Raw genomic sequence first — 17,833 nt, 5'->3', positions numbered from 1 at the left:
ATCTTTGACCTCAAACGCAATACGTATGTTCAGCGGCAGTGAAGGCGTGAATATCCACCACCCGATCCGGCCAGTGGGCGATGAACTCCCGTTCATGGCAGACCACAACCACTGTGCCCGGGTAGTCATGCAAGGCTCGCTGCAAGGCGGCTTTGACGGTGGCATCCAGGTGTGTGGTCGGTTCGTCCAGTACCAGCAGATTCGTGGGTTGCAGGGTCAGCCTGCACAGTTTCACCCTGGTCTGCTCACCACCACTGAGGGAGGCAATCGGCCGCAATGCCAGTTTTCCCGTTATGCCGAAGCGTGCCAGATGTTGCCGAGCCACCTTGTCATCCACGCCCGGGCACACCGCTTTGACCAGATCCACCGGTGTGGCATCCGGGTCGGCCCAGCGCAGCGCCTGCTCGAAATAACCCAGTTTGAGGGCCGGTGACAGGGCGAGCTGGCCAGATACCGGGGGCAGCTCGCCCACCAGTGTTTTCAGCAGGGTAGATTTGCCGATGCCGTTGAACCCGGCGATCGCCACCTTCTCGCCCCGAGCAAGGGTCAGCGAGATGGGTGCCAACAGGGGGCGTCGATAGCCAATGATCAGCTCAGTGGCGGCAAGCAACTGCTGCCCATTGTGCGGGGCGTTACGAAACGAGAAGGCGACGGCCTTTTCCTGCTCCGGTGTTGCCAGCCTGTCTATGCGGGCCAGCTGTTTCTTGCGGCCATTGGCGATGCTGGCATTGACCCCGGCCCCGTTTTTGGCAATGAAGTGCTCAAGCTTGTCGATATGTCGCTGCTGCGCCAGATAGTGTTTCCCATGGGCGGTATCTTCAGTGGCTTTCTGAGCCATGGCTTTGTCGACGTTACCCTTGAATTTGCGGATTTGTTGCCGGTCTATGTCGCAAATGGCCGTGGCAATCCGGTTTAGAAATGCCTTGTCGTGAGAGACCACCATAAAAGCTCCCTTGAAGCCGCTCAGGTAGTTCGCCAGCCAGTCAAGGTGAAGGGTATCCAGATAATTGGTCGGCTCGTCCAGCAACAGGACATCCGGCGCGAGCAACAGCAGGCGGGCCAGCATGACCTTGTGCCTTTGTCCGCCGCTCAATTCCTCCAACCGGGTATGCATACCCAACTGAGTGATCCCCAGGCCATCCGCCACCGCATCGATGCGGCTGTCGATCTGATAAAACGACCGGCTCTCCAGGCTGGCCTGAAGGGTGGCGGCACGTGCCAGATGGCGGGCTTGGACACTTTTCGCCGGGCAGGCGTAGATGGCCATCATCTCGGCCTCCTGCCGGTAGAGATCCGCAAAAGCCGTTTGCAGGTATTCGCGCACTCTTGTTTGCGCGTCCATCTCGGCATGCTGATCCAGATAACCGAGGCTCACAGCGGGCTGCCAGAGGATCTCGCCCCCGTCGGGCAACAGCTCCGCCTGCAGCAGTTTCAGCAAGGTGCTTTTACCTGCCCCGTTTTTTCCCGTGACGCCGATATGCTCGCCGGCGAAGAGGGTAAAGTTGGCCTGCTGGTAGAGGGTTTTGTCACCCATGTGACAAGTCAGGTTTTGAATGGTGAGTAAACTCATGATGTGACATCCATAAAAAACGGGGGGCTGGTACTTGGCGTACCGGCCCCCCGTTTCAAGCAATATTGAAACTTTGTCCTGAATATCAGAAACAAAAAGGCCGGCGATGAAGCATCTCGCCGGCCTGAGTCCCCTGTTTTCATCAGATGCGGGGCCTCCTCCCTGTGAGAGGGCGTGCACGCAGCTGATGAAGATTCAGAAGAGGGATGGCTCCGGGCAACACTTCATCGTGTTAGTGCACGGAGCACAGCCTCCTGACAGAGCATTTGAACAGGATGTACAACATGGAAAAGCGGTCCAACAAAAATTCTGGTCGCAAAATACACAGAACCCGCTTGCGAGTCAAATAACCATCGGTTGAACGCCTGGATCAAGCCCTCGCTACTCGTGGTGCAAGGTGATGCAATCCAGGCCGCCGTTGCCCCTGAGCAGAGCCTCCGCCTGGTTAAATCCCCCCCGCGTGCTGCTTGCTGTCTGACCCACGAAGTAGGTGGTCAGCTCGGGCACCTCGCGTTTCAACCAGGCGCTGAAGGCCTGATTCAGGGGGGCTATGCTGGCGGCGTTGGTGATGTAGAAGGGTTGCTGCGCCGTGCCCATGATGCCGTTCATCCAGTTCACCGCCCGCTTGTTCACGTTGAAGGCGCCTGGGGTGGCGATGGGGGTCAGACCGGCGTCGGTCAGCTGCTGCCGGATGAGGGCATGGATCTTGTGCCAGCGCTCGGCCTGTTGTTTCAGGCTGGTGAGCGTCTCGGTGAGGCCCTGGCGTTCGCTGTCGCTCAGGCTGCCATCATTGGTCAGTACCTGCTGGATCAGCGCCTCGCTGGCTGCAGGGTCGTTGAACAGAATGCGGCCATCGGCCAGCGGGCGCATGGCCATGTCGAGGTGAAAACCGGGTTGGGCCAGGATCACCAGATCGCGCTCGGCCACCTTAAGCTCCTGCGCCATCAGGCGCTGGCTGATGGCCATCATGGCGAGGAAACGGCGGGTCTGCTCATCCAGCTCGGCGCCGGCCAACTCCTTGCGTTGGTAGCCGCCGGCCTGCAGCATGCGTCCCAGCCGGGTCAGGGTGGCGGCATCGGCCTGCAGGGTTTGCAGCTCCTTCTCTATTTGGTCATCAGCAAAACCAGAGTGGAGATCGGCGGTCACCACCAGGCTGGCGTACCCCTGCTTGAGGCGGGTCAGCAGATCGAAGGAGGCCGGCAGCGGTTGGCCATGGATGGCGCGATAGCGCTCGGCAATCCGCTCCCCTTGCTGCGGGCTCAGAAACATCCGCTGCTCCGCCGCCTCCCGGGTTGACCCATCCACTTCGTACTTGGCGAGCTCGGCCTTGGCACGCGCGGTTTTGGCAAAGGCGTGGCGCTGCGGCTCATCCAGCCCCTGCGGCAACAGGTTGGCCGCCTCCAGCAGGATGAGGTCCACCTCGGTGTCATGACCCTTCTGGAAGGTATAGGGGCTGCCCAGCCACTCCTCTTCGTTCAGGTGCAGCCGAAACTCGCCGTCGCGCTCCATCTTCTCCTGCAGGGCGGCGATGCGCTCACTGTCCAGCCGGCTGTGGTGCAGGGTGGTCTGCAGCAGGGCATCGCGGCCGATCAGGGCATAGGGGATGCCGTCGGCTCGCTGGCCGGTCAGCATGTTGCCGCCATCTATTATGGAAAAGGTGGGGATGAGCTCGCTCCCCTGCGCCTCGGCGAAGGTGTTGGCCTGGGAGAGCATGCTGTCGTTGAGCCCTTGGGAGGCCTGGCTGCCGAGGCTGTGGTGGCCCTCCTGTTCGGCCTCCGGGCTCTGCTCGGTCAGGGCGGTGACGAAGACGTGGTAGCTATCCTTGTCGGCCAGCGGCGCCCGGGGGCGGAAGATGAGGGCACCATCGCGCGACAGCCACATGTTGTCTTCGGTCCATTTGTACATGTCGCCATGGGTGTTGACCGAGAATCCCTGCTGCTTGCCGATCTGCTCCAGCTCAGCCACCAGCTCGGGTTCGGTCTGAATTGGCAGATGGAGCTGGTGGATCCGGTTGCCCAGATCGTCCTGCGCCAGCTGGAAGGTGCGAGCGAGGGCGGGCGTCTCTGGTCCATGGCTGGCCAGCGGGTCGTCCGGGAATATGATGGGGGTTGCCGTGGCCGAATTGAGCCAGAAGAGGGTCGAGATGGCGAGTGCCACACCGGTTTTACGCATGATGATTACCTTTTTGTTATGGCGGGATAACTATCCCGCGAGCCTGAACTGCATGTTGGCGCCGAGCGAGGATCTCTTCGCGCCGGATGGAAACCATAAGGTTCAGGCTTGGAATAACAAGGCCGCAGATTTGAATTGACTTTTAACCCTGGCTAAACAGCACAAAATACATCCTGTAAATAACCATTCAATAGACTTTAATTCGTTATTACTTCATTAGAAACAATGCATTGTGGTGTCTCTATTATCTATAAAGAGATCGGTTTTTATATTTCAGGCTGGTCGCCATCCGCCTGAAAATACGAAGTTTTTAAGTGATTAAAGATAAATGGTGCAGGCCAATAGGGAGGAGAACCATACAGGGAAATAACAGGGTCAGGATCTGGTCATGTATTGGCGGCGATAAACGAGACGGATATTGGGAGCCAGCACAAGCGGGGAGGCCATGTGCCGGCCCCGAAGCGCCGCCTGTCACTCACTCGCTTATGCCTGCATCAGCCAGACGGTGGCCTGATAGGGAGCAAAGTGAGTCGTGGGCGCGTCCGGGTAGTTGCCCATCAGCAGGGTGGCCCCCCTCTCCACCATGTCAAGATGGGGCATGGGCAAGGTGCCCGCGGTGAGATTGGCGAGCAGCAACAGGGTGTGGGTCTCGCCGGTGGCAGGATCCCGCCAGCGACGGCGGTAGCTGATGCGTTGTGGATCGTCACAATCGAGCAGCTCGAAGTCGCCGTGGCGAATGACGGGGTGGGCCTTGCGCAATGCTATCAGCTGGCGATAGTGGTGAAACAGGGAGTCGGGGCGGGCCAGTTGCCCGGCGGCATTAATCTCTACGTGGTTCTCGTTGACCGCGACCCAGGGGGCGGCCGTGCTGAAGCCCGCATGTCGGCTCGCATCCCACTGCATCGGGGTGCGGGCGTTGTCGCGGCCGATGGCATCCAGTCGTCGGCTCAGCTCGGCGGGATCCAGCTCCGCCTGGCTGGCACAGTAGTGGATGGCCTCCACATCGCGCAACTCATCGGCCTGCCAGTGGCGGTTGGTCATGCCCAGCTCCTCTCCCTGATAGATGAAGGGGGTGCCCTGCATCATGTGCAGCACCAGGGCCCACTGTTTGGCACTCAGCTCGCGCCACTCGGGCCTGTCGTCGCCAAAGCGGGAGACGGCGCGGGGCAGGTCGTGATTGCCGAGAAACAAGCTGTTCCAGCCCCGGCCGTGCAGCCCCTGCTGGTGGCGGGCCATCGCCCGCTTGAAGGTGAGGAGATCAAAGCGGGATGACCATTTATCCTGCCCCAGACCCAGATGCTCGAAGTTGAACACCATGCTGAACTCGCTGCCATTCGGGTTCGAATAGTGCTGCATATGGGCGAGATCCGCCCCCCAGGTTTCCCCGACCGTGATGATCCCCTTGTTGCCGAAGCTGGCGCCGTTGAGCTCGCGGATATAGTCGTGCAGGCGGGGGCCGTTGCTCATGGCAAGGGGCGACCACTCCTTGCTCACCATGTCGATCACATCGAAGCGGAACCCCTTTATGCCCTTGGCCAGCCAGAAGTTGATCACTTCAGCCATCTCGGCGCGTACCGCCGGGTTGTCCCAGTCGAGATCGGCTTGGCTTATGTCGAAGTTGTGCAGGTAGTAGCGATCAAGCTCTGGCACATACTCCCAGCCGCTGCCGCCAAAGATGGACTCCACCGGGTGGGCATCGACGAAGGCTTTATCCCGAAAAACGTAATAGGCCTGATAGCGGGCGTCCCCGGCCAGCGCCCGTACAAACCACTCATGTTCGGTGGAAGTATGGTTGGCGACTATGTCCATCATGATGCCCATGCCGCGTTCGGCAGCCTTCGCAATCAGCTGCTCCATGTCGGTCAGGGTGCCGAACGCCGGGTCTATGTGGCGATAATCAGCCACGTCATAGCCGTTGTCCCGTTTGGGGGAGCAATAGACAGGGGTAAGCCAGAGCATGTCGACCCCAAGCTCGGCCAGATAGTCGAGGCGCTGGCAAATGCCATGGATATCCCCCATGCCATCGCCGTTACTGTCCTGAAAGCTCATGGGGTAGATCTGGTAAATCACACAGTTATCGAGAGGGGTCATGGGTCAGGCCGGGCACAGAGAGATGACCCCATTCTAGGTGTTTGCAGATGCGTAGGGCAGGGCGTGGGAGCGTCTGAAAAGGGTTCCATAGTTGACTGATTGTCAAAAATGAGGGGAAGGTCACAGCGCCGCCCTCCCTTGCCACATGTGTGGCAGGAATTGCGGCGCCTTCAAGAGCTGTGGTGGGTAAGGGTTATCGGTTGGCCGTGACCTGTTCAGCCTGCTGGCGCTCAGCCTGTGCCTCCAGCTCCTTGCCGAGGAAGTAGTTGAGGAAGGTGCGGATCACCGCAATGATGGCGAGACGGATCAGCTCCTCCTTGCTCGGCGCGACAGTGGTGGCCAGTATGTCGGCGGCGAGCTGGAACTCCAGCGCCAGAATAAGCCAGCTGCCAAAACAGAGCCGGATCCGCGGAAAGCCGGGCTGGTGATCCCGTACCCGCGCCGCCAGCCAGAGGGTCTTGCCAAGACCAATGACCACGCAGGCGATGGAGATGATCTCCAGCAGCAGCTGGAACAGCTCGACCCCGTGCATCATCGCCTCTTTCAGGCTCGCTATCTCAAACACGTTTGGCTCCTCCAGGATGCAAAGTGGACACTATTAGCATATTGCTCGGCCAAGGCCAAATCGGACTCGGGTCATCAATCAGGCAAGCAGTTTGAATTCAATTACATAGAGTGGCGGGAGTTCAGGGTAGATATCCCGGATCACCTGTTTTAGCTCCGCCAGGGTCATGTTCTCCTGGCGGGCGTGTTCGTCGTTGAGGGCATCGAAGGCGACCGACGTGACCGACAGTACCTCAATGGTGCCGAACGGCTGGTGCTCGGGGTTGGTAAAGAGTGCCAGTCGCTGGCCCGGTTGCCACCGGGCTTCGCTCTCGTCGCGAATGGTGATGGTCTTGCGGCCCGCCTGAATATCGGTCACGAAGCGGCTGAAGAAGGTGAACTCTGGGTAGGATTGGGAATGCATGGGGATATCTCTTTGATAGCAGTTAAAGGTTGAGGTAGGTGCGCAGTTTGGCGAGATCGGCGATGGCGAGGCCGTCAGCGCCTTCGCACACGATTCCCTGCCCGACCAGCTCCTTGAGGGCGCGGCGATAGACCCGCTCCGTGGTGCCAAAGCGCGCCGCTTCATGAGCCCGCTTGCGCGAACCCAGCATGGGAGTGCGCTGGCGCTCGCGCCATAGCTCATAAGCAATGTTGTAGGCGATGGGATGCAGCAAGCGGCTGGTGGTGATGTCCAGGGTATCGAGATAATCACTGGCCAGGGCCGCGGCGAAGAAGAGTACCAGGCCGGGTTCTGCCAGCAGCCGCTGGGCCAGCTTGTGCGCACAGATGACGCTGGCATCCAGCTCGGTCTCGGCCACCACGCTCCACTGCACCGGGGTGGCACTGAAGAACTCCATCTCGCCGAAGATCTGGTTGTGGCAGGCTATTTCACCGAGTTGAAAGATGCGCCCCGAGTGCACAGTACTGTTGAGGGAGACCCGGCCCGTCTCCACCAGATAGAGGCACTCGCTCTGCTCCCCCTGCCGCATGATGGGTTCGCCCGGCAGGTAGCGGCGCAGGAACAGGCTGCACTCCTCGAGTGCCCTGGCAAATTCGGGTTCTTGCTGGCTGAGTTCGGCGTGAAAGCGGCCGAGAGGATAGGGTTGTTGCTGCATGAGAAGCCCGCGGGGGAAACGAGGGCCATGAGGCTAGCAAGAGCGCGGGCCGGATACCAGCGCCCGTGCCATCGAATGTGCCGGGCTTAACGTTTTGTCAGGGGCCGCTGCGGTGCCAGCCCCTGAAGGGGTCAGGATGAGCCTGGCTTACTGCACCAGGGCATGGAGCGCCGCGGCGATGGCCAGTCGCTCACCGGTCATCATGGCCTGCTCGGCGCTGGCGTAGTCACCTACGCCCTGCTGCACGTCCTGCTCGAATGCCACCACGTTGCAGAGCACGGCGGCGACCCGCACCTTGCGCAGGCGACCCACTGTGAGCAGGGAGGCGGTCTCCATGTCGGCCCCCAGCAGGCCGCGCTCGTGCCAGTAGCGGCACACCGCCAGCTCGTCATCCCGGTAGAAGCTGTCGTGGGATCGCACCAGACCGTGCCAATGGGGCAGGCCGCTGGCGGCGATGTGATCGAGCAGGGCTGCCTGCAGGCGAATGTCGGCGCAGGCGGGGTACTCGGGGGGCAGATAGGCTTGTGAGGCGCCATCGTGGCGTACGGCCCCTTCCACCACGATGAGATCTCCCAGTGCTATCTCATGTTGCAAGGCCCCCGCCGAGCCGACCCTTACCAGTGCTCGGGCGCCTGCTTGCACCAGCTCCTCCTGCGCTATGATGGCCGACGCGCCGCCTATGCCTGTGCTGCAGACTGTGATGGGCAGTCCCTGATAACGGCCGTTGATCAGGCGAAACTCCCGGTGCTGGCCCAGTACATCACACGACGCCAGCTGGTTTGCGATGCGATCGACCCGGGCCGGGTCGCCGCACAAAACCACCCGCTCGGCAATCTGATCCGGGCGGCATTGCAGGTGGGGCAGCAGGCTCATGCGATCACTTCCTGCCGTTGGCGTTTGGCCGCCAGCATCCAGAGGCGGGTACCGTTGGCGGCGATAAACAGCAGGATCAGGTACTCCAGCGACATGGCATAGACGCCCTGGGCGGCATAGACGCCGATGCTGATGATGTTGATGACCACCCAGAGGATCCAGTTCTCCACGTATTTGCGGGTCATCAGGATCTGGGCGACCACGGAGAGCACCGTCATGCTGGCATCCCAGAACGGGAAGGCATCGGGGGAGGGCTCAGGGGTTGCGAGATTAGCGCCCAGCAGGTTGAGCAGGGAGACAGACGTGCGCGCCAGCGCGGCGAACACAGGGTCGATATAGCGGGTCAGCAGGGCAATGGCCAGCACGCTCAGGGCAGCGGTCATCATCAGCTTGGACTTGCTCAGCCAGCGGACTTGCAGTGTGTCCCCCTGATCGTTGGCGGGCCGAGTCCAGGCGTACCAGCCGTAGAGGTTGGCACAGAAGAAAAAGAGCTGCAGCATCAGCAGGCCGTAGAGCTGGATCTGGAAGAAGATGATGGCAAACAGACTGACGTTGATAAGGCCGAACAGGTAGTTGATGGTTTTCTCCTGACTGGCAAACCAGATGCAGGCCAGGCCAAACAGGGTGCCGATGGCTTCAATCCACGACATGGCGTAACCGCCGCCCAGCGGTATGGTCACCAGGGTGTGATTGATGCTGAACCACTCGAATATGCTCATTTTCGTTTCCTTTGAAAATTTGAAAAAAGGGAGGTGATCGGAACGGGCCTATTCTAGGGGCTGCGCGGTGTCGGCCGCAGGACTTTTGTCCGCCCCGGCCTGAGCCACATCAAAGAATGGGTCAAAGAAGTGTGACGACGGCGCACCCTTTTACGAATCGTGTGGGGGGCGGGATATGCGATGATGCTCCTCCCCTTTATTGATATGTAACAAATCGGGGCAGAATAAGCTGTGGTCTGATGGAGTCCGTGGTTGCACCCTGGTGCAATGGCGGAGATGAACGAAAGGAGCGAGTGTGAATGCCGAACTGATCTGGGTCCTCTGCATGCTGGTGGGGGCCATCTATCTGTTTATGACCAACAAGGTACGCATGGACGTGGTTGCCCTGTTGATCATCATACTGTTTGTGCTGAGCGGCACCCTGACACTGCCGGAGGCGCTGGCGGGGTTCAGCGATCCCAACGTCATTCTGATCGCCGCCCTGTTCGTGGTGGGGGAGGGGCTGGTCCGTACCGGCATCGCCTATCAGGTGGGGGATATGCTGGTGAAGGTGGCGGGCAGCAGCGAGATCCGCATGCTGGTGCTGTTGATGGTGGCTGTCTCCCTGCTGGGGGCCGTGATGAGCAGCACAGGGGTGGTGGCCATCTTCATCCCGGTGGTGCTGAGCGTGGCGAACCGCATGGGGATACCGGCGGGCAGGCTGATGATGCCACTCGCCTTTGCCGGCCTCATCAGTGGCATGATGACGCTGGTGGCGACCCCGCCCAACATGGTGGTCAACAGTGAGCTGATGCGCCACGACATGCCCGGTTTCGGCTTCTTCGACTTCTCCCCCATGGGGGTCATAGTGCTGGCGATGGGGATCCTCTACATGCTGCTGATGCGGGGCTCCCTGGTGCGTGAAGGGGAGGAGGGCAAAGGCAAGCCGGCAGGACGCAGTACCATGCGGGAGCTCATCCGTGATTACCGCCTGACCGGGCGGGCTCGCCGCCTGGCATTGCGCCCGGACTCCCCCCTGATTGGCCACACGCTGGACGAGTTGCAACTGCGCGCCCGTTACGGTGCCAACGTCATAGGGGTGGAGCGCTGGCGCAAGTTCCGGCGGGTAATGGTCACCGTCTCCGGCGTTACCGAGTTTCAGGCCAGGGATGTGCTGCTGATCGACATGTCCGATCCCGAGGTGGATATTCGCGAGTTTTGCAGCGAGGCTCGGCTCGAACCCATGATACTGCGCGGTGAGTATTTCTCCGATCAGGCGCGGGAGGTCGGCATGGCCGAGGTGTCGCTCATTCCCGGCTCTCGCCTGCTGGGCAAAAGCATTCGTGAGGTGGCGTTTCGCTCCCACTATGGCCTGAGCGTGGTCGGGATCCGCCGCAACGGCGAGGCGCTGACCGGCAAGCTGGTGGACGATCCCCTGCTGATGGGGGACAGCCTGCTGGTGGTGGGGAACTGGAGCCTGATCCGCTTGCTGCACACCCATAACCGTGACTTCCTGCTGCTTGGGCTGCCCGCCGAGGTGGACGAGATGGCGCCAGCCCGTAGTCAGGCCATCCACGCCCTGATCTGTCTCGGGGTCATGGTGGTGCTGATGGTAACGGATCCCGTGCCCAACGTCGTAGCGGCCTTGATTGCCTGCCTGCTGATGGGACAATTTCGCTGCATCGACATGGAGAGCGCCTACAAGGCCATCCACTGGCCAACCCTGATCCTCATCGTTGGCATGCTGCCCTTTGCCCTGGCGCTGCAGAAGACCGGCGGGGTGGACCTGATTGTCGGTGGTCTGATTGCAGCCGTAGGTGAGATGGGCCCACGGGTGATGCTGGCCAGCCTGTTTGCCCTGTGCGCCCTGATTGGGCTGTTTATTTCCAACACTGCCACGGCAGTACTGATGGCGCCCATAGCGCTCGGCACGGCCCAGCAGATGGGCGTGTCACCCTATCCATTTGCCATGACCATTGCCATCGCGGCCTCGGCGGCCTTCATGACGCCAGTCTCGTCGCCGGTCAATACCCTGGTGCTCGGGCCTGGCAATTACAAATTCATGGATTTCGTGCGCATTGGCGTGCCCTTCACCCTGTTGGTGATGGTGGTGAGCGTCATCGCCATCCCCTGGTTCTTCCCGTTCTGACCTGTGGTTATCAGGGAAAAGAGACAAGCGGCCTGCGAGCCGCTTTTTATTGGGCTGTCGCGATTACAGGGAGGGGCAACCGCGGTTGAGCAGGGCTGTGGTGTGAGCTGGGCAAGGGATGACAAGAGGCTGCCTGGTGAAAAACAGGTACAAAAAAACCAGCATGAGCTGGTTTGTTTGGTACTGCTATTAATGGTGCGGAAGGAGAGACTCGAACTCTCACACCTTGCGGCGCCAGAACCTAAATCTGGTGCGTCTACCAATTTCGCCACTTCCGCAGTATTAATGGTGGCTATGACGGGATTCGAACCTGTGACCCTCGCATTATGAGTGCGATGCTCTAACCAACTGAGCTACATAGCCGTCTTGTGCTCGACGTGAGTCAAATACAAGTAAGAATGGCTGGGTACTAGGGTTTGGACCTAGGCACGTTGACGAGATCAAAGTCTCTCACGCTTACCACAGCAAATCATCGACAGGTCGATGACGGGTAAAAATGGCTGGGGTACTAGGATTCGAACCTAGGAATGGCGAGATCAAAACCCGCTGCCTTACCGCTTGGCGATACCCCAACAGAAAAATTAATGGTGGCTATGACGGGATTCGAACCTGTGACCCTCGCATTATGAGTGCGATGCTCTAACCAACTGAGCTACATAGCCGTCTTGTGCTCGACGCGAGTCAAATACAAGTAAAAATGGCTGGGTACTAGGGGTTGGACCTAGGCACGTTGACGAGATAAAAATCCCTCACGTTTACCACAGCAAATCATCGACAAGTCGATGACGTGTAAAAATGGCTGCGATACTAGGGTTTGGACCTAGGCACGTTGACGAGATCAAAATCTCTCACGCTTACCACAACAAATCATCGATAGGTCGATGACGGGTGAAAATGGCTGGGGTACTAGGATTCGAACCTAGGAATGGCGAGATCAAAACCCGCTGCCTTACCGCTTGGCGATACCCCAACAGTGATGTCTGACAAAGACTATCAAACACCTTTAAAAATGGCTGGGGTACTAGGATTCGAACCTAGGAATGGCGAGATCAAAACCCGCTGCCTTACCGCTTGGCGATACCCCAACAGTGATGCCTGACAAAGACTATCAAACACCTTTAAAAATGGCTGGGGTACTAGGATTCGAACCTAGGAATGGCGAGATCAAAACCCGCTGCCTTACCGCTTGGCGATACCCCAACTTCAGAAATAGTGGTGGCTATGACGGGATTCGAACCTGTGACCCTCGCATTATGAGTGCGATGCTCTAACCAACTGAGCTACATAGCCAACCGTGCTTCCAGTGAGTCGTTGCCTCGTCACTGTGCGGGCCGAATTATGCGTATCTGGCTCTGGGGCGTCAACCCTTTTTTTGTCAGAAAAACCGAATTTGGGTGCGTTTGGCGAGTTATTGGTCGCTGTCGTGCAAAAGCCCAACAATCTGGTTTTTTTTACGACATTTGCCGGAAGATGCCCGACAAGTACAGATAGAAAAGAGGCCAGCAAATGCTGGCCTCTCATGGGATTAGACGTTGAACAGGAAGTTCAGTACGTCGCCATCTTTGACGATGTAGTCTTTCCCTTCGGCGCGCATCTTGCCCGCTTCCTTGGCGCCTTGTTCACCCTTGTAGGTGATAAAGTCTTCGAAGGCGATGGTTTGAGCGCGAATAAAGCCTTTTTCAAAGTCGGTGTGGATCTTGCCAGCGGCTTGCGGGGCAGTGGCGCCAACCGGTATGGTCCAGGCACGCACTTCTTTCACCCCGGCGGTGAAGTAGGTCTGCAGCTTGAGCAGCTCGTAACCGGAGCGGATCACCCGGTTCAGGCCCGGCTCTTCGATGCCAAGATCTGCCATGAATTCGGCGCGGTCTTCGTCATCCAGCTCGGCGATGTCCGATTCGATGGCGCAGCAGACCACTACGACAACCGCGTTCTCGGCGGCGGCGATTTCACGCACCTTGTCGAGGTAGGGGTTGTTGTCAAAACCGTCTTCTGCCACGTTGGCGATGTACATGGTGGGCTTGAGGGTCAGGAAATTGAGGTGGCTCACGGCCTCCAGCTCATCCTTGTCCAGCTTCATGCCACGGATCATCTGACCGTTTTCCAGTGCGACCCGGATCTTCTCCAGGGTTTCCACTTCCAGCTTGGCATCCTTGTCACCGCCTTTGGCGCGCTTGGACTGGCGATGAATGGCACGCTCGCAGGCGTCCAGATCCGACAGGGCCAACTCTGTGTTGATCACTTCGATATCGTCGGCCGGGGAAACCTTGCCGGCAACGTGAACTATGTTGTCGTCATCGAAGCAGCGTACCACGTGGCCGATGGCTTCGGTTTCACGGATATTGGCCAGGAACTGGTTACCCAGACCTTCGCCCTTGGAGGCACCGGCAACCAGACCTGCGATGTCCACGAATTCCATGGTGGTCGGCACGACGCGCTGGGGATTGATGATGGCCGCCAGCTGGTCGAGACGGGGATCCGGCATGGGAACCACACCCGTGTTCGGCTCAATGGTGCAGAACGGGAAGTTGGCGGCTTCGATGCCGGCCTTGGTCAGCGCATTGAACAGGGTGGATTTACCTACATTGGGCAGGCCCACGATACCGCATTTAAAACCCATGGATTGTTACCTTACTTGATAGATGCTGTGAGGGACGCAGGCGCATCCAGTTTATATACTTGCCGGCCTTGACGCTGTGCAAGCGGTTCATGGCCTTGGTCATAGCGTGTTTGAACAGTCTGTCGATGGCGCAGGTAGACTTCACCCCTGACGTCACCCATCAAACCCTGTTCAGACTTTCTCGGCCTTGAAGCTGTGCAAGCGGTTCATGGCCTTGGTCATGTCTTGTTTGAACAGTATGTCGGTGGCGCGCAAGGATTCATCCAGTGCGGCGTCGATCAGGTTCTGTTCGCTGCTCGGGGCCTTGGTCAGCACGAACCCGGCCACCAGCTCCTTGGCGCCAGGGTGGCCAATCCCGAGACGCAGCCGGAAGAAATTATTGTTATTGCCCATCCTGGCAATGATGTCTTTCAGACCGTTGTGACCGCCATGGCCGCCGCCCTGCTTGAACTTGGCGATGCCGGGGGGCAGGTCCAGTTCATCGTGGGCCACCAGCATGGCTTCCGGCTCTATCTGGTAGAAACGGGCCAGTGCGGCCACTGCCTTGCCGGAGAGATTCATGTAGGTGTTCGGGATGAGCAGACGCACATCCTGCCCTTCCACCTGAATGCGAGCCGTGTGGCCGAAGAACTTGGGTTCTTCGCGCAGGCTGACATTGTGCCAGCGAGCCAGTTGCTCCACATACCAGGCGCCCGCGTTGTGGCGGGTCTTGGCGTATTCAGGGCCGGGATTGCCCAGACCGACGATCAGTTTGATTTGGTTTGTCACGCTTGATGTCTTCACTCGCTACTTGCAATGGGCAGACCGCCCAAGGCAATGGGACGCGATATTCTAGCCGCCGACTGGCGATCACTCAACCAAAGCTCGGCAACCGTGAGGGAATAACCCAGGTTCGGGTCGCGAATGGCCGCAAAACGGGCCTCTTCTCGAGGCCCGTTCTGGTCAGTCTTACCCGAGGGGAGCCTTATTCGGCCCGCAGTAGCGTGACGGTCGGTTCACTCAGTGCCGTCAGTGTCGGTTGCTGCTCTCGCACGTATTGCACGAAGGAAGCTGCATCCGTACCGCAATTGACGGCCCTGGCCTGGCAATCGAGCGTTTGACCTCGGGCATAACGGGCGTTCAACTGATCGCCGTTCTGCTCCACTTTCTCGACAGGGAAACCGGTCAGTTTGCCATCCACCCAGGCGAGATCCAGTCGCTCGGCCCGCAGGGCCTGGGCGCGGGCCAGCGCCTGCCAACCATCGTTGCCGTTGGCGCTGTAGGCGTTCATCACCACTCGATAGCGCTGGTTGTCGACCAAGTCCTGCCACTGTCCTTCGGTCGTCTGCCATTGCAGCTGGGTCAGGTCGCCACGCTTGCCCGCTTCGGTTTCGGTGAAGGTGTAGCGCAGGTGACCGCCGTAGGGGAACTTGCCGGCATGGGCGCTGGCAGGCAGGGTGGCCGTGATGGTCTCGGTCAGCAGGGCGCGCACGTCCGCGCCGCTCAGGGTCAACACGGATAACTGGTTCTTGAATGGCAGCAGGGTGAGCGCCGCATCCCCTTCGCGCAGTTCTCCTGCGGGCAAGTCGGCGCGTACGCCACCCACTGCCAGCAACGCAAAGTGAACCGGGCCACCGGTCAGGGCCTGCACCGCCTGGGTGTTGGCCCAGTAGTATTGGCCTTCAGCCACCAGGGGGGCGACGTCTGAGCCGTGGCTGTCGCTGCCATTGTCACCGGGGCGGCGGGCATTTTGCAGTGGTGCCGGCACAGTGGCGATAACGGGGCCAAAGGCCTGCTCCAGTGCCGGCTTGTAGTGACTGTCGATGATGCCGCGCAGGCGCGGGTCTTCATCCACTGTCACCAGGTTGGGTTGGGTATCGACAAACCTGCTTGCCTGTTTGCCACTCGTCTTGTCCAGCGCCTGCTGGCGGGCAGGGTCGGCGAAGAAGTCGCGGCTGGCCAGCAGCTTGTTTTGACCCTTGCAACCAATGACCCGGCCCTGGCCGTCGAAGCTGACCCGGGCCAGGCCGATGGCCTGGGCGTAGGAGCCAGCCTGCACCACGCAGGTCAGGCCAACGCCGTCCGGATTGGTCACCAGCTGGGCGTATTCGCCGGTCTTGCCCCAACCTATGTTGGTAAAATCGCCGAGCAGGCTGTGGGAGTGGCCGCCGACGATGGCATCGATGCCATTCACCCTGGACGCCAGCGCCAGATCTCGCTCATTGCCGATGTGGGTCAGGGCGATGACGTGATGGATCCCCTTCTTGCGCAGCATGTCCACTGTGCTCTGGGCCGATTCAACCTCCTTGCCAAAACGCAGTTTGCCGACGTTGGGGGAGATATTGGCCATGTCCTCCAGCACCAGTCCCATCACGGCCACCAGTTGCTTGCCCTGTGGCAGCTTGTTGAGATCGGTAACCGGACTCTTCTGGTTGCCATCGAAGGCATAGACCACGAACGGCTTGAGGTTGGTCGCGTGGCGCAGCGCCGGATCGTCACGGGTGTCCAGGTTGGCGGCCAGCAGAGGGAAGTTGACCCCCTCGATGAAGCGGGCCAGCTTCTGGTTGTCGAGATCGAACTCGTGGTTGCCCAGCGCCATGGCATCGAGACCGAACTGGCTCAGCAGCTCGGCGTTGGCCATCCCCTCGTTGAGTTTGAAGTAGCCGCTGCCTTGCCAGGCATCGCCGCCGTGCAGCAGCAAGAGCGGCTGATTCTTGGCGAGCGCTTCGGCCTGATAGGATTTCACCATGGTGAGCAGGCGCGGATAGCCGCCAAAACGGGTGTAGAGGGTGTCGGTTTCCCCCTGCTTGCCAAAGATGGGTCCCTTCAGCTCGGCGTTGACCGGGTCAAACTGGGAGTGAGTGTCGTTCATGTGCGCCAGGGTCAGTGCGAAGGGCTGGTTTTCTTTGCCGGGCTGACAGGCGAACAGGAAGCAGCAGCAGGCAAGGAGCAGCAGCGGGCGCAAGCGATTCATGGATCAATCCTTAACCTGCGGTGGGGCAGGGCAATACCGGGTGTGACAGGGCTAGAAAGACAAAAACCGCCAGCTGGCGGTTTTTGTCACAACAGTGTCTATCAATGCTCAAACATGGCAGAGATGGACTCTTCGTTGCTGATACGACGAATGGCTTCGGCCAGCACGGTTGACAGAGTCAGCTGCTTGACCTTGTCCACCGCCTTCATCTCGGCTGTGAGCGGGATGGAGTCGGTGATGATCAGCTCGTCGATCACGGAGTTCTTGATGTTTTCCACGGCAGAACCGGAGAAGACCGGGTGAGTGGCGTAGGCGAATACACGCTTGGCGCCGCGCTCTTTCAGGGCTTCTGCGGCTTTGCATAGAGTGCCGCCGGTGTCGATCATGTCATCGACGATAATGCAGTCGCGGCCGGCGACGTCACCGATCAGGTGCATGACCTGGGAGACGTTCGGGCGGGGACGACGCTTGTCGATGATGGCGATGTCGGTATCGTCCAGCAGCTTGGCGATGGCACGAGCGCGCACCACACCACCGATGTCCGGCGATACGACGACAGGGGATTCGAGGTTTTTGGACTTCATGTCTTCCAGCAGCACAGGGCTGCCGAACACGTTGTCGACCGGGACGTCGAAGAAGCCCTGGATCTGCTCGGCATGCAGGTCAACGGTCAGCACACGGTCCACACCCACGCTGGAGAGGAAGTCGGCGACAACCTTGGCAGTGATGGGAACACGGGCGGAGCGGACGCGGCGGTCCTGACGGGCATAACCAAAGTAGGGGATAACGGCAGTGATACGGCCAGCTGAAGCACGACGCAGAGCATCCACCATGACGATCAATTCCATCAAATTGTCGTTGGTCGGGGCACAGGTGGATTGAATGATGAAGATATCGCCACCACGTACATTCTCATTGATCTGTACGCTGATCTCGCCGTCGCTAAAGCGACCTACGGCAGCATTGCCGAGTTTGATAAACAGGCGATCTGCGATCTTCTGGGCTAGTTCCGGCGTTGCGTTACCAGCAAACAGCTTCATGTCAGGCAC

The 17,833-nt window shown here is 59.5% G+C and carries 13 protein-coding genes and 8 tRNA genes; 1 reads left to right on the top strand and 20 read right to left on the bottom strand.

Annotated elements, in window-relative coordinates; genetic code table 11:
* Nucleotides 1-10: 10 nt before the first annotated feature.
* From GWQ29_RS02395 to pnuC, 8 genes are all read right to left on the bottom strand, one after another.
* Entirely contained in the window at nucleotides 11-1,570 is a 1,560-nt protein-coding gene (locus tag GWQ29_RS02395) for an ABC-F family ATP-binding cassette domain-containing protein (protein WP_275918672.1), read from the bottom strand.
* Between the two features lie 381 nt (nucleotides 1,571-1,951).
* Nucleotides 1,952-3,742 carry a hypothetical protein gene (locus GWQ29_RS02390; protein WP_275918671.1) on the bottom strand — a complete coding sequence of 597 codons (1,791 nt, stop codon included), beginning with the start codon at nucleotides 3,740-3,742 and terminating at the stop codon, nucleotides 1,952-1,954.
* A gap of 483 nt (nucleotides 3,743-4,225) precedes the next feature.
* The gene (locus tag GWQ29_RS02385; RefSeq protein ID WP_275918670.1) at nucleotides 4,226-5,833 is read right to left on the bottom strand and encodes an alpha-glucosidase; all 1,608 of its coding nucleotides are present in this window, start codon (nucleotides 5,831-5,833) and stop codon (nucleotides 4,226-4,228) included.
* Between the two features lie 193 nt (nucleotides 5,834-6,026).
* Nucleotides 6,027-6,398: a DUF1622 domain-containing protein gene (locus GWQ29_RS02380; protein WP_021141165.1), complete on the bottom strand. Its 372-nt coding sequence runs from the start codon at nucleotides 6,396-6,398 to the stop codon at nucleotides 6,027-6,029.
* Nucleotides 6,399-6,476: 78 nt separating this feature from the next.
* Complete coding sequence (gene yqfB, locus GWQ29_RS02375; protein WP_058393835.1) at nucleotides 6,477-6,800, bottom strand: N(4)-acetylcytidine aminohydrolase; 324 nt, start codon at nucleotides 6,798-6,800, stop codon at nucleotides 6,477-6,479.
* A gap of 22 nt (nucleotides 6,801-6,822) precedes the next feature.
* The gene (locus GWQ29_RS02370) at nucleotides 6,823-7,494 is read right to left on the bottom strand and encodes a Crp/Fnr family transcriptional regulator (RefSeq protein WP_234576449.1); all 672 of its coding nucleotides are present in this window, start codon (nucleotides 7,492-7,494) and stop codon (nucleotides 6,823-6,825) included.
* 147 nt (nucleotides 7,495-7,641) lie between these two features.
* A complete protein-coding gene (locus tag GWQ29_RS02365; RefSeq protein ID WP_275918669.1) occupies nucleotides 7,642-8,367 on the bottom strand; it encodes a nucleoside phosphorylase in 726 nt (241 codons plus the stop codon).
* The gene (gene pnuC, locus GWQ29_RS02360) at nucleotides 8,364-9,086 is read right to left on the bottom strand and encodes a nicotinamide riboside transporter PnuC (RefSeq protein WP_275907784.1); all 723 of its coding nucleotides are present in this window, start codon (nucleotides 9,084-9,086) and stop codon (nucleotides 8,364-8,366) included. The genes GWQ29_RS02365 and pnuC overlap by 4 nt, the downstream gene beginning before the upstream one ends.
* A 295-nt stretch (nucleotides 9,087-9,381) precedes the next feature.
* On the opposite strand from pnuC, the gene GWQ29_RS02355 reads away from it, so the two are divergent.
* The gene (locus tag GWQ29_RS02355) at nucleotides 9,382-11,214 is read left to right on the top strand and encodes an SLC13 family permease (protein WP_275907785.1); all 1,833 of its coding nucleotides are present in this window, start codon (nucleotides 9,382-9,384) and stop codon (nucleotides 11,212-11,214) included.
* Nucleotides 11,215-11,407: 193 nt separating this feature from the next.
* Here GWQ29_RS02355 and GWQ29_RS02350 read toward each other — a convergent pair.
* The 12 genes from GWQ29_RS02350 to GWQ29_RS02295 form a co-directional block, all read right to left on the bottom strand.
* Nucleotides 11,408-11,492 (bottom strand) — tRNA-Leu (locus tag GWQ29_RS02350).
* Between the two features lie 8 nt (nucleotides 11,493-11,500).
* Nucleotides 11,501-11,577, bottom strand: a tRNA-Met gene (locus GWQ29_RS02345).
* 134 nt (nucleotides 11,578-11,711) lie between these two features.
* Nucleotides 11,712-11,786, bottom strand: a tRNA-Gln gene (locus tag GWQ29_RS02340).
* A 13-nt stretch (nucleotides 11,787-11,799) separates the two neighbouring features.
* Nucleotides 11,800-11,876 (bottom strand) — tRNA-Met (locus GWQ29_RS02335).
* 233 nt (nucleotides 11,877-12,109) lie between these two features.
* Nucleotides 12,110-12,184, bottom strand: a tRNA-Gln gene (locus tag GWQ29_RS02330).
* Between the two features lie 40 nt (nucleotides 12,185-12,224).
* Nucleotides 12,225-12,299, bottom strand: a tRNA-Gln gene (locus tag GWQ29_RS02325).
* Nucleotides 12,300-12,339: 40 nt separating this feature from the next.
* Nucleotides 12,340-12,414 (bottom strand) — tRNA-Gln (locus GWQ29_RS02320).
* A gap of 13 nt (nucleotides 12,415-12,427) precedes the next feature.
* A tRNA-Met gene (locus GWQ29_RS02315) sits at nucleotides 12,428-12,504 on the bottom strand.
* 235 nt (nucleotides 12,505-12,739) lie between these two features.
* Entirely contained in the window at nucleotides 12,740-13,831 is a 1,092-nt protein-coding gene (ychF, locus tag GWQ29_RS02310; protein WP_017412588.1) for a redox-regulated ATPase YchF, read from the bottom strand.
* A gap of 171 nt (nucleotides 13,832-14,002) precedes the next feature.
* The gene (gene pth, locus GWQ29_RS02305) at nucleotides 14,003-14,599 is read right to left on the bottom strand and encodes an aminoacyl-tRNA hydrolase (RefSeq protein ID WP_021140052.1); all 597 of its coding nucleotides are present in this window, start codon (nucleotides 14,597-14,599) and stop codon (nucleotides 14,003-14,005) included.
* A gap of 196 nt (nucleotides 14,600-14,795) precedes the next feature.
* Nucleotides 14,796-16,784, bottom strand: a complete 1,989-nt coding sequence (locus tag GWQ29_RS02300) for a bifunctional metallophosphatase/5'-nucleotidase (protein WP_275918668.1) — start codon at nucleotides 16,782-16,784, stop codon at nucleotides 14,796-14,798.
* A gap of 101 nt (nucleotides 16,785-16,885) precedes the next feature.
* Nucleotides 16,886-17,833 carry a ribose-phosphate pyrophosphokinase gene (locus GWQ29_RS02295; RefSeq protein ID WP_005317019.1) on the bottom strand — a complete coding sequence of 316 codons (948 nt, stop codon included), beginning with the start codon at nucleotides 17,831-17,833 and terminating at the stop codon, nucleotides 16,886-16,888.

The organism is Aeromonas sp. 2HA2, from assembly GCF_029237345.1.
GTDB lineage: Bacteria > Pseudomonadota > Gammaproteobacteria > Enterobacterales > Aeromonadaceae > Aeromonas > Aeromonas salmonicida.
Note: the sequence above shows the minus strand (reverse complement) of the source record. Positions and strands in the feature narration are given on the sequence as shown.

Excerpts from the sequence above, each read along its gene's own strand:
- GWQ29_RS02395 (WP_275918672.1), bottom strand. The coding sequence starts at position 1,570 with ATGAGTTTACTCACCATTCAAAACCTGACTTGTCACATGGGTGACAAA.
- GWQ29_RS02390 (WP_275918671.1), bottom strand. The coding sequence starts at position 3,742 with ATGCGTAAAACCGGTGTGGCACTCGCCATCTCGACCCTCTTCTGGCTC.
- GWQ29_RS02385 (WP_275918670.1), bottom strand. The coding sequence starts at position 5,833 with ATGACCCCTCTCGATAACTGTGTGATTTACCAGATCTACCCCATGAGC.
- yqfB (WP_058393835.1), bottom strand. The coding sequence starts at position 6,800 with ATGCATTCCCAATCCTACCCAGAGTTCACCTTCTTCAGCCGCTTCGTG.
- GWQ29_RS02370 (WP_234576449.1), bottom strand. The coding sequence starts at position 7,494 with ATGCAGCAACAACCCTATCCTCTCGGCCGCTTTCACGCCGAACTCAGC.
- GWQ29_RS02365 (WP_275918669.1), bottom strand. The coding sequence starts at position 8,367 with ATGAGCCTGCTGCCCCACCTGCAATGCCGCCCGGATCAGATTGCCGAG.
- pnuC (WP_275907784.1), bottom strand. The coding sequence starts at position 9,086 with ATGAGCATATTCGAGTGGTTCAGCATCAATCACACCCTGGTGACCATA.
- ychF (WP_017412588.1), bottom strand. The coding sequence starts at position 13,831 with ATGGGTTTTAAATGCGGTATCGTGGGCCTGCCCAATGTAGGTAAATCC.
- GWQ29_RS02300 (WP_275918668.1), bottom strand. The coding sequence starts at position 16,784 with ATGAATCGCTTGCGCCCGCTGCTGCTCCTTGCCTGCTGCTGCTTCCTG.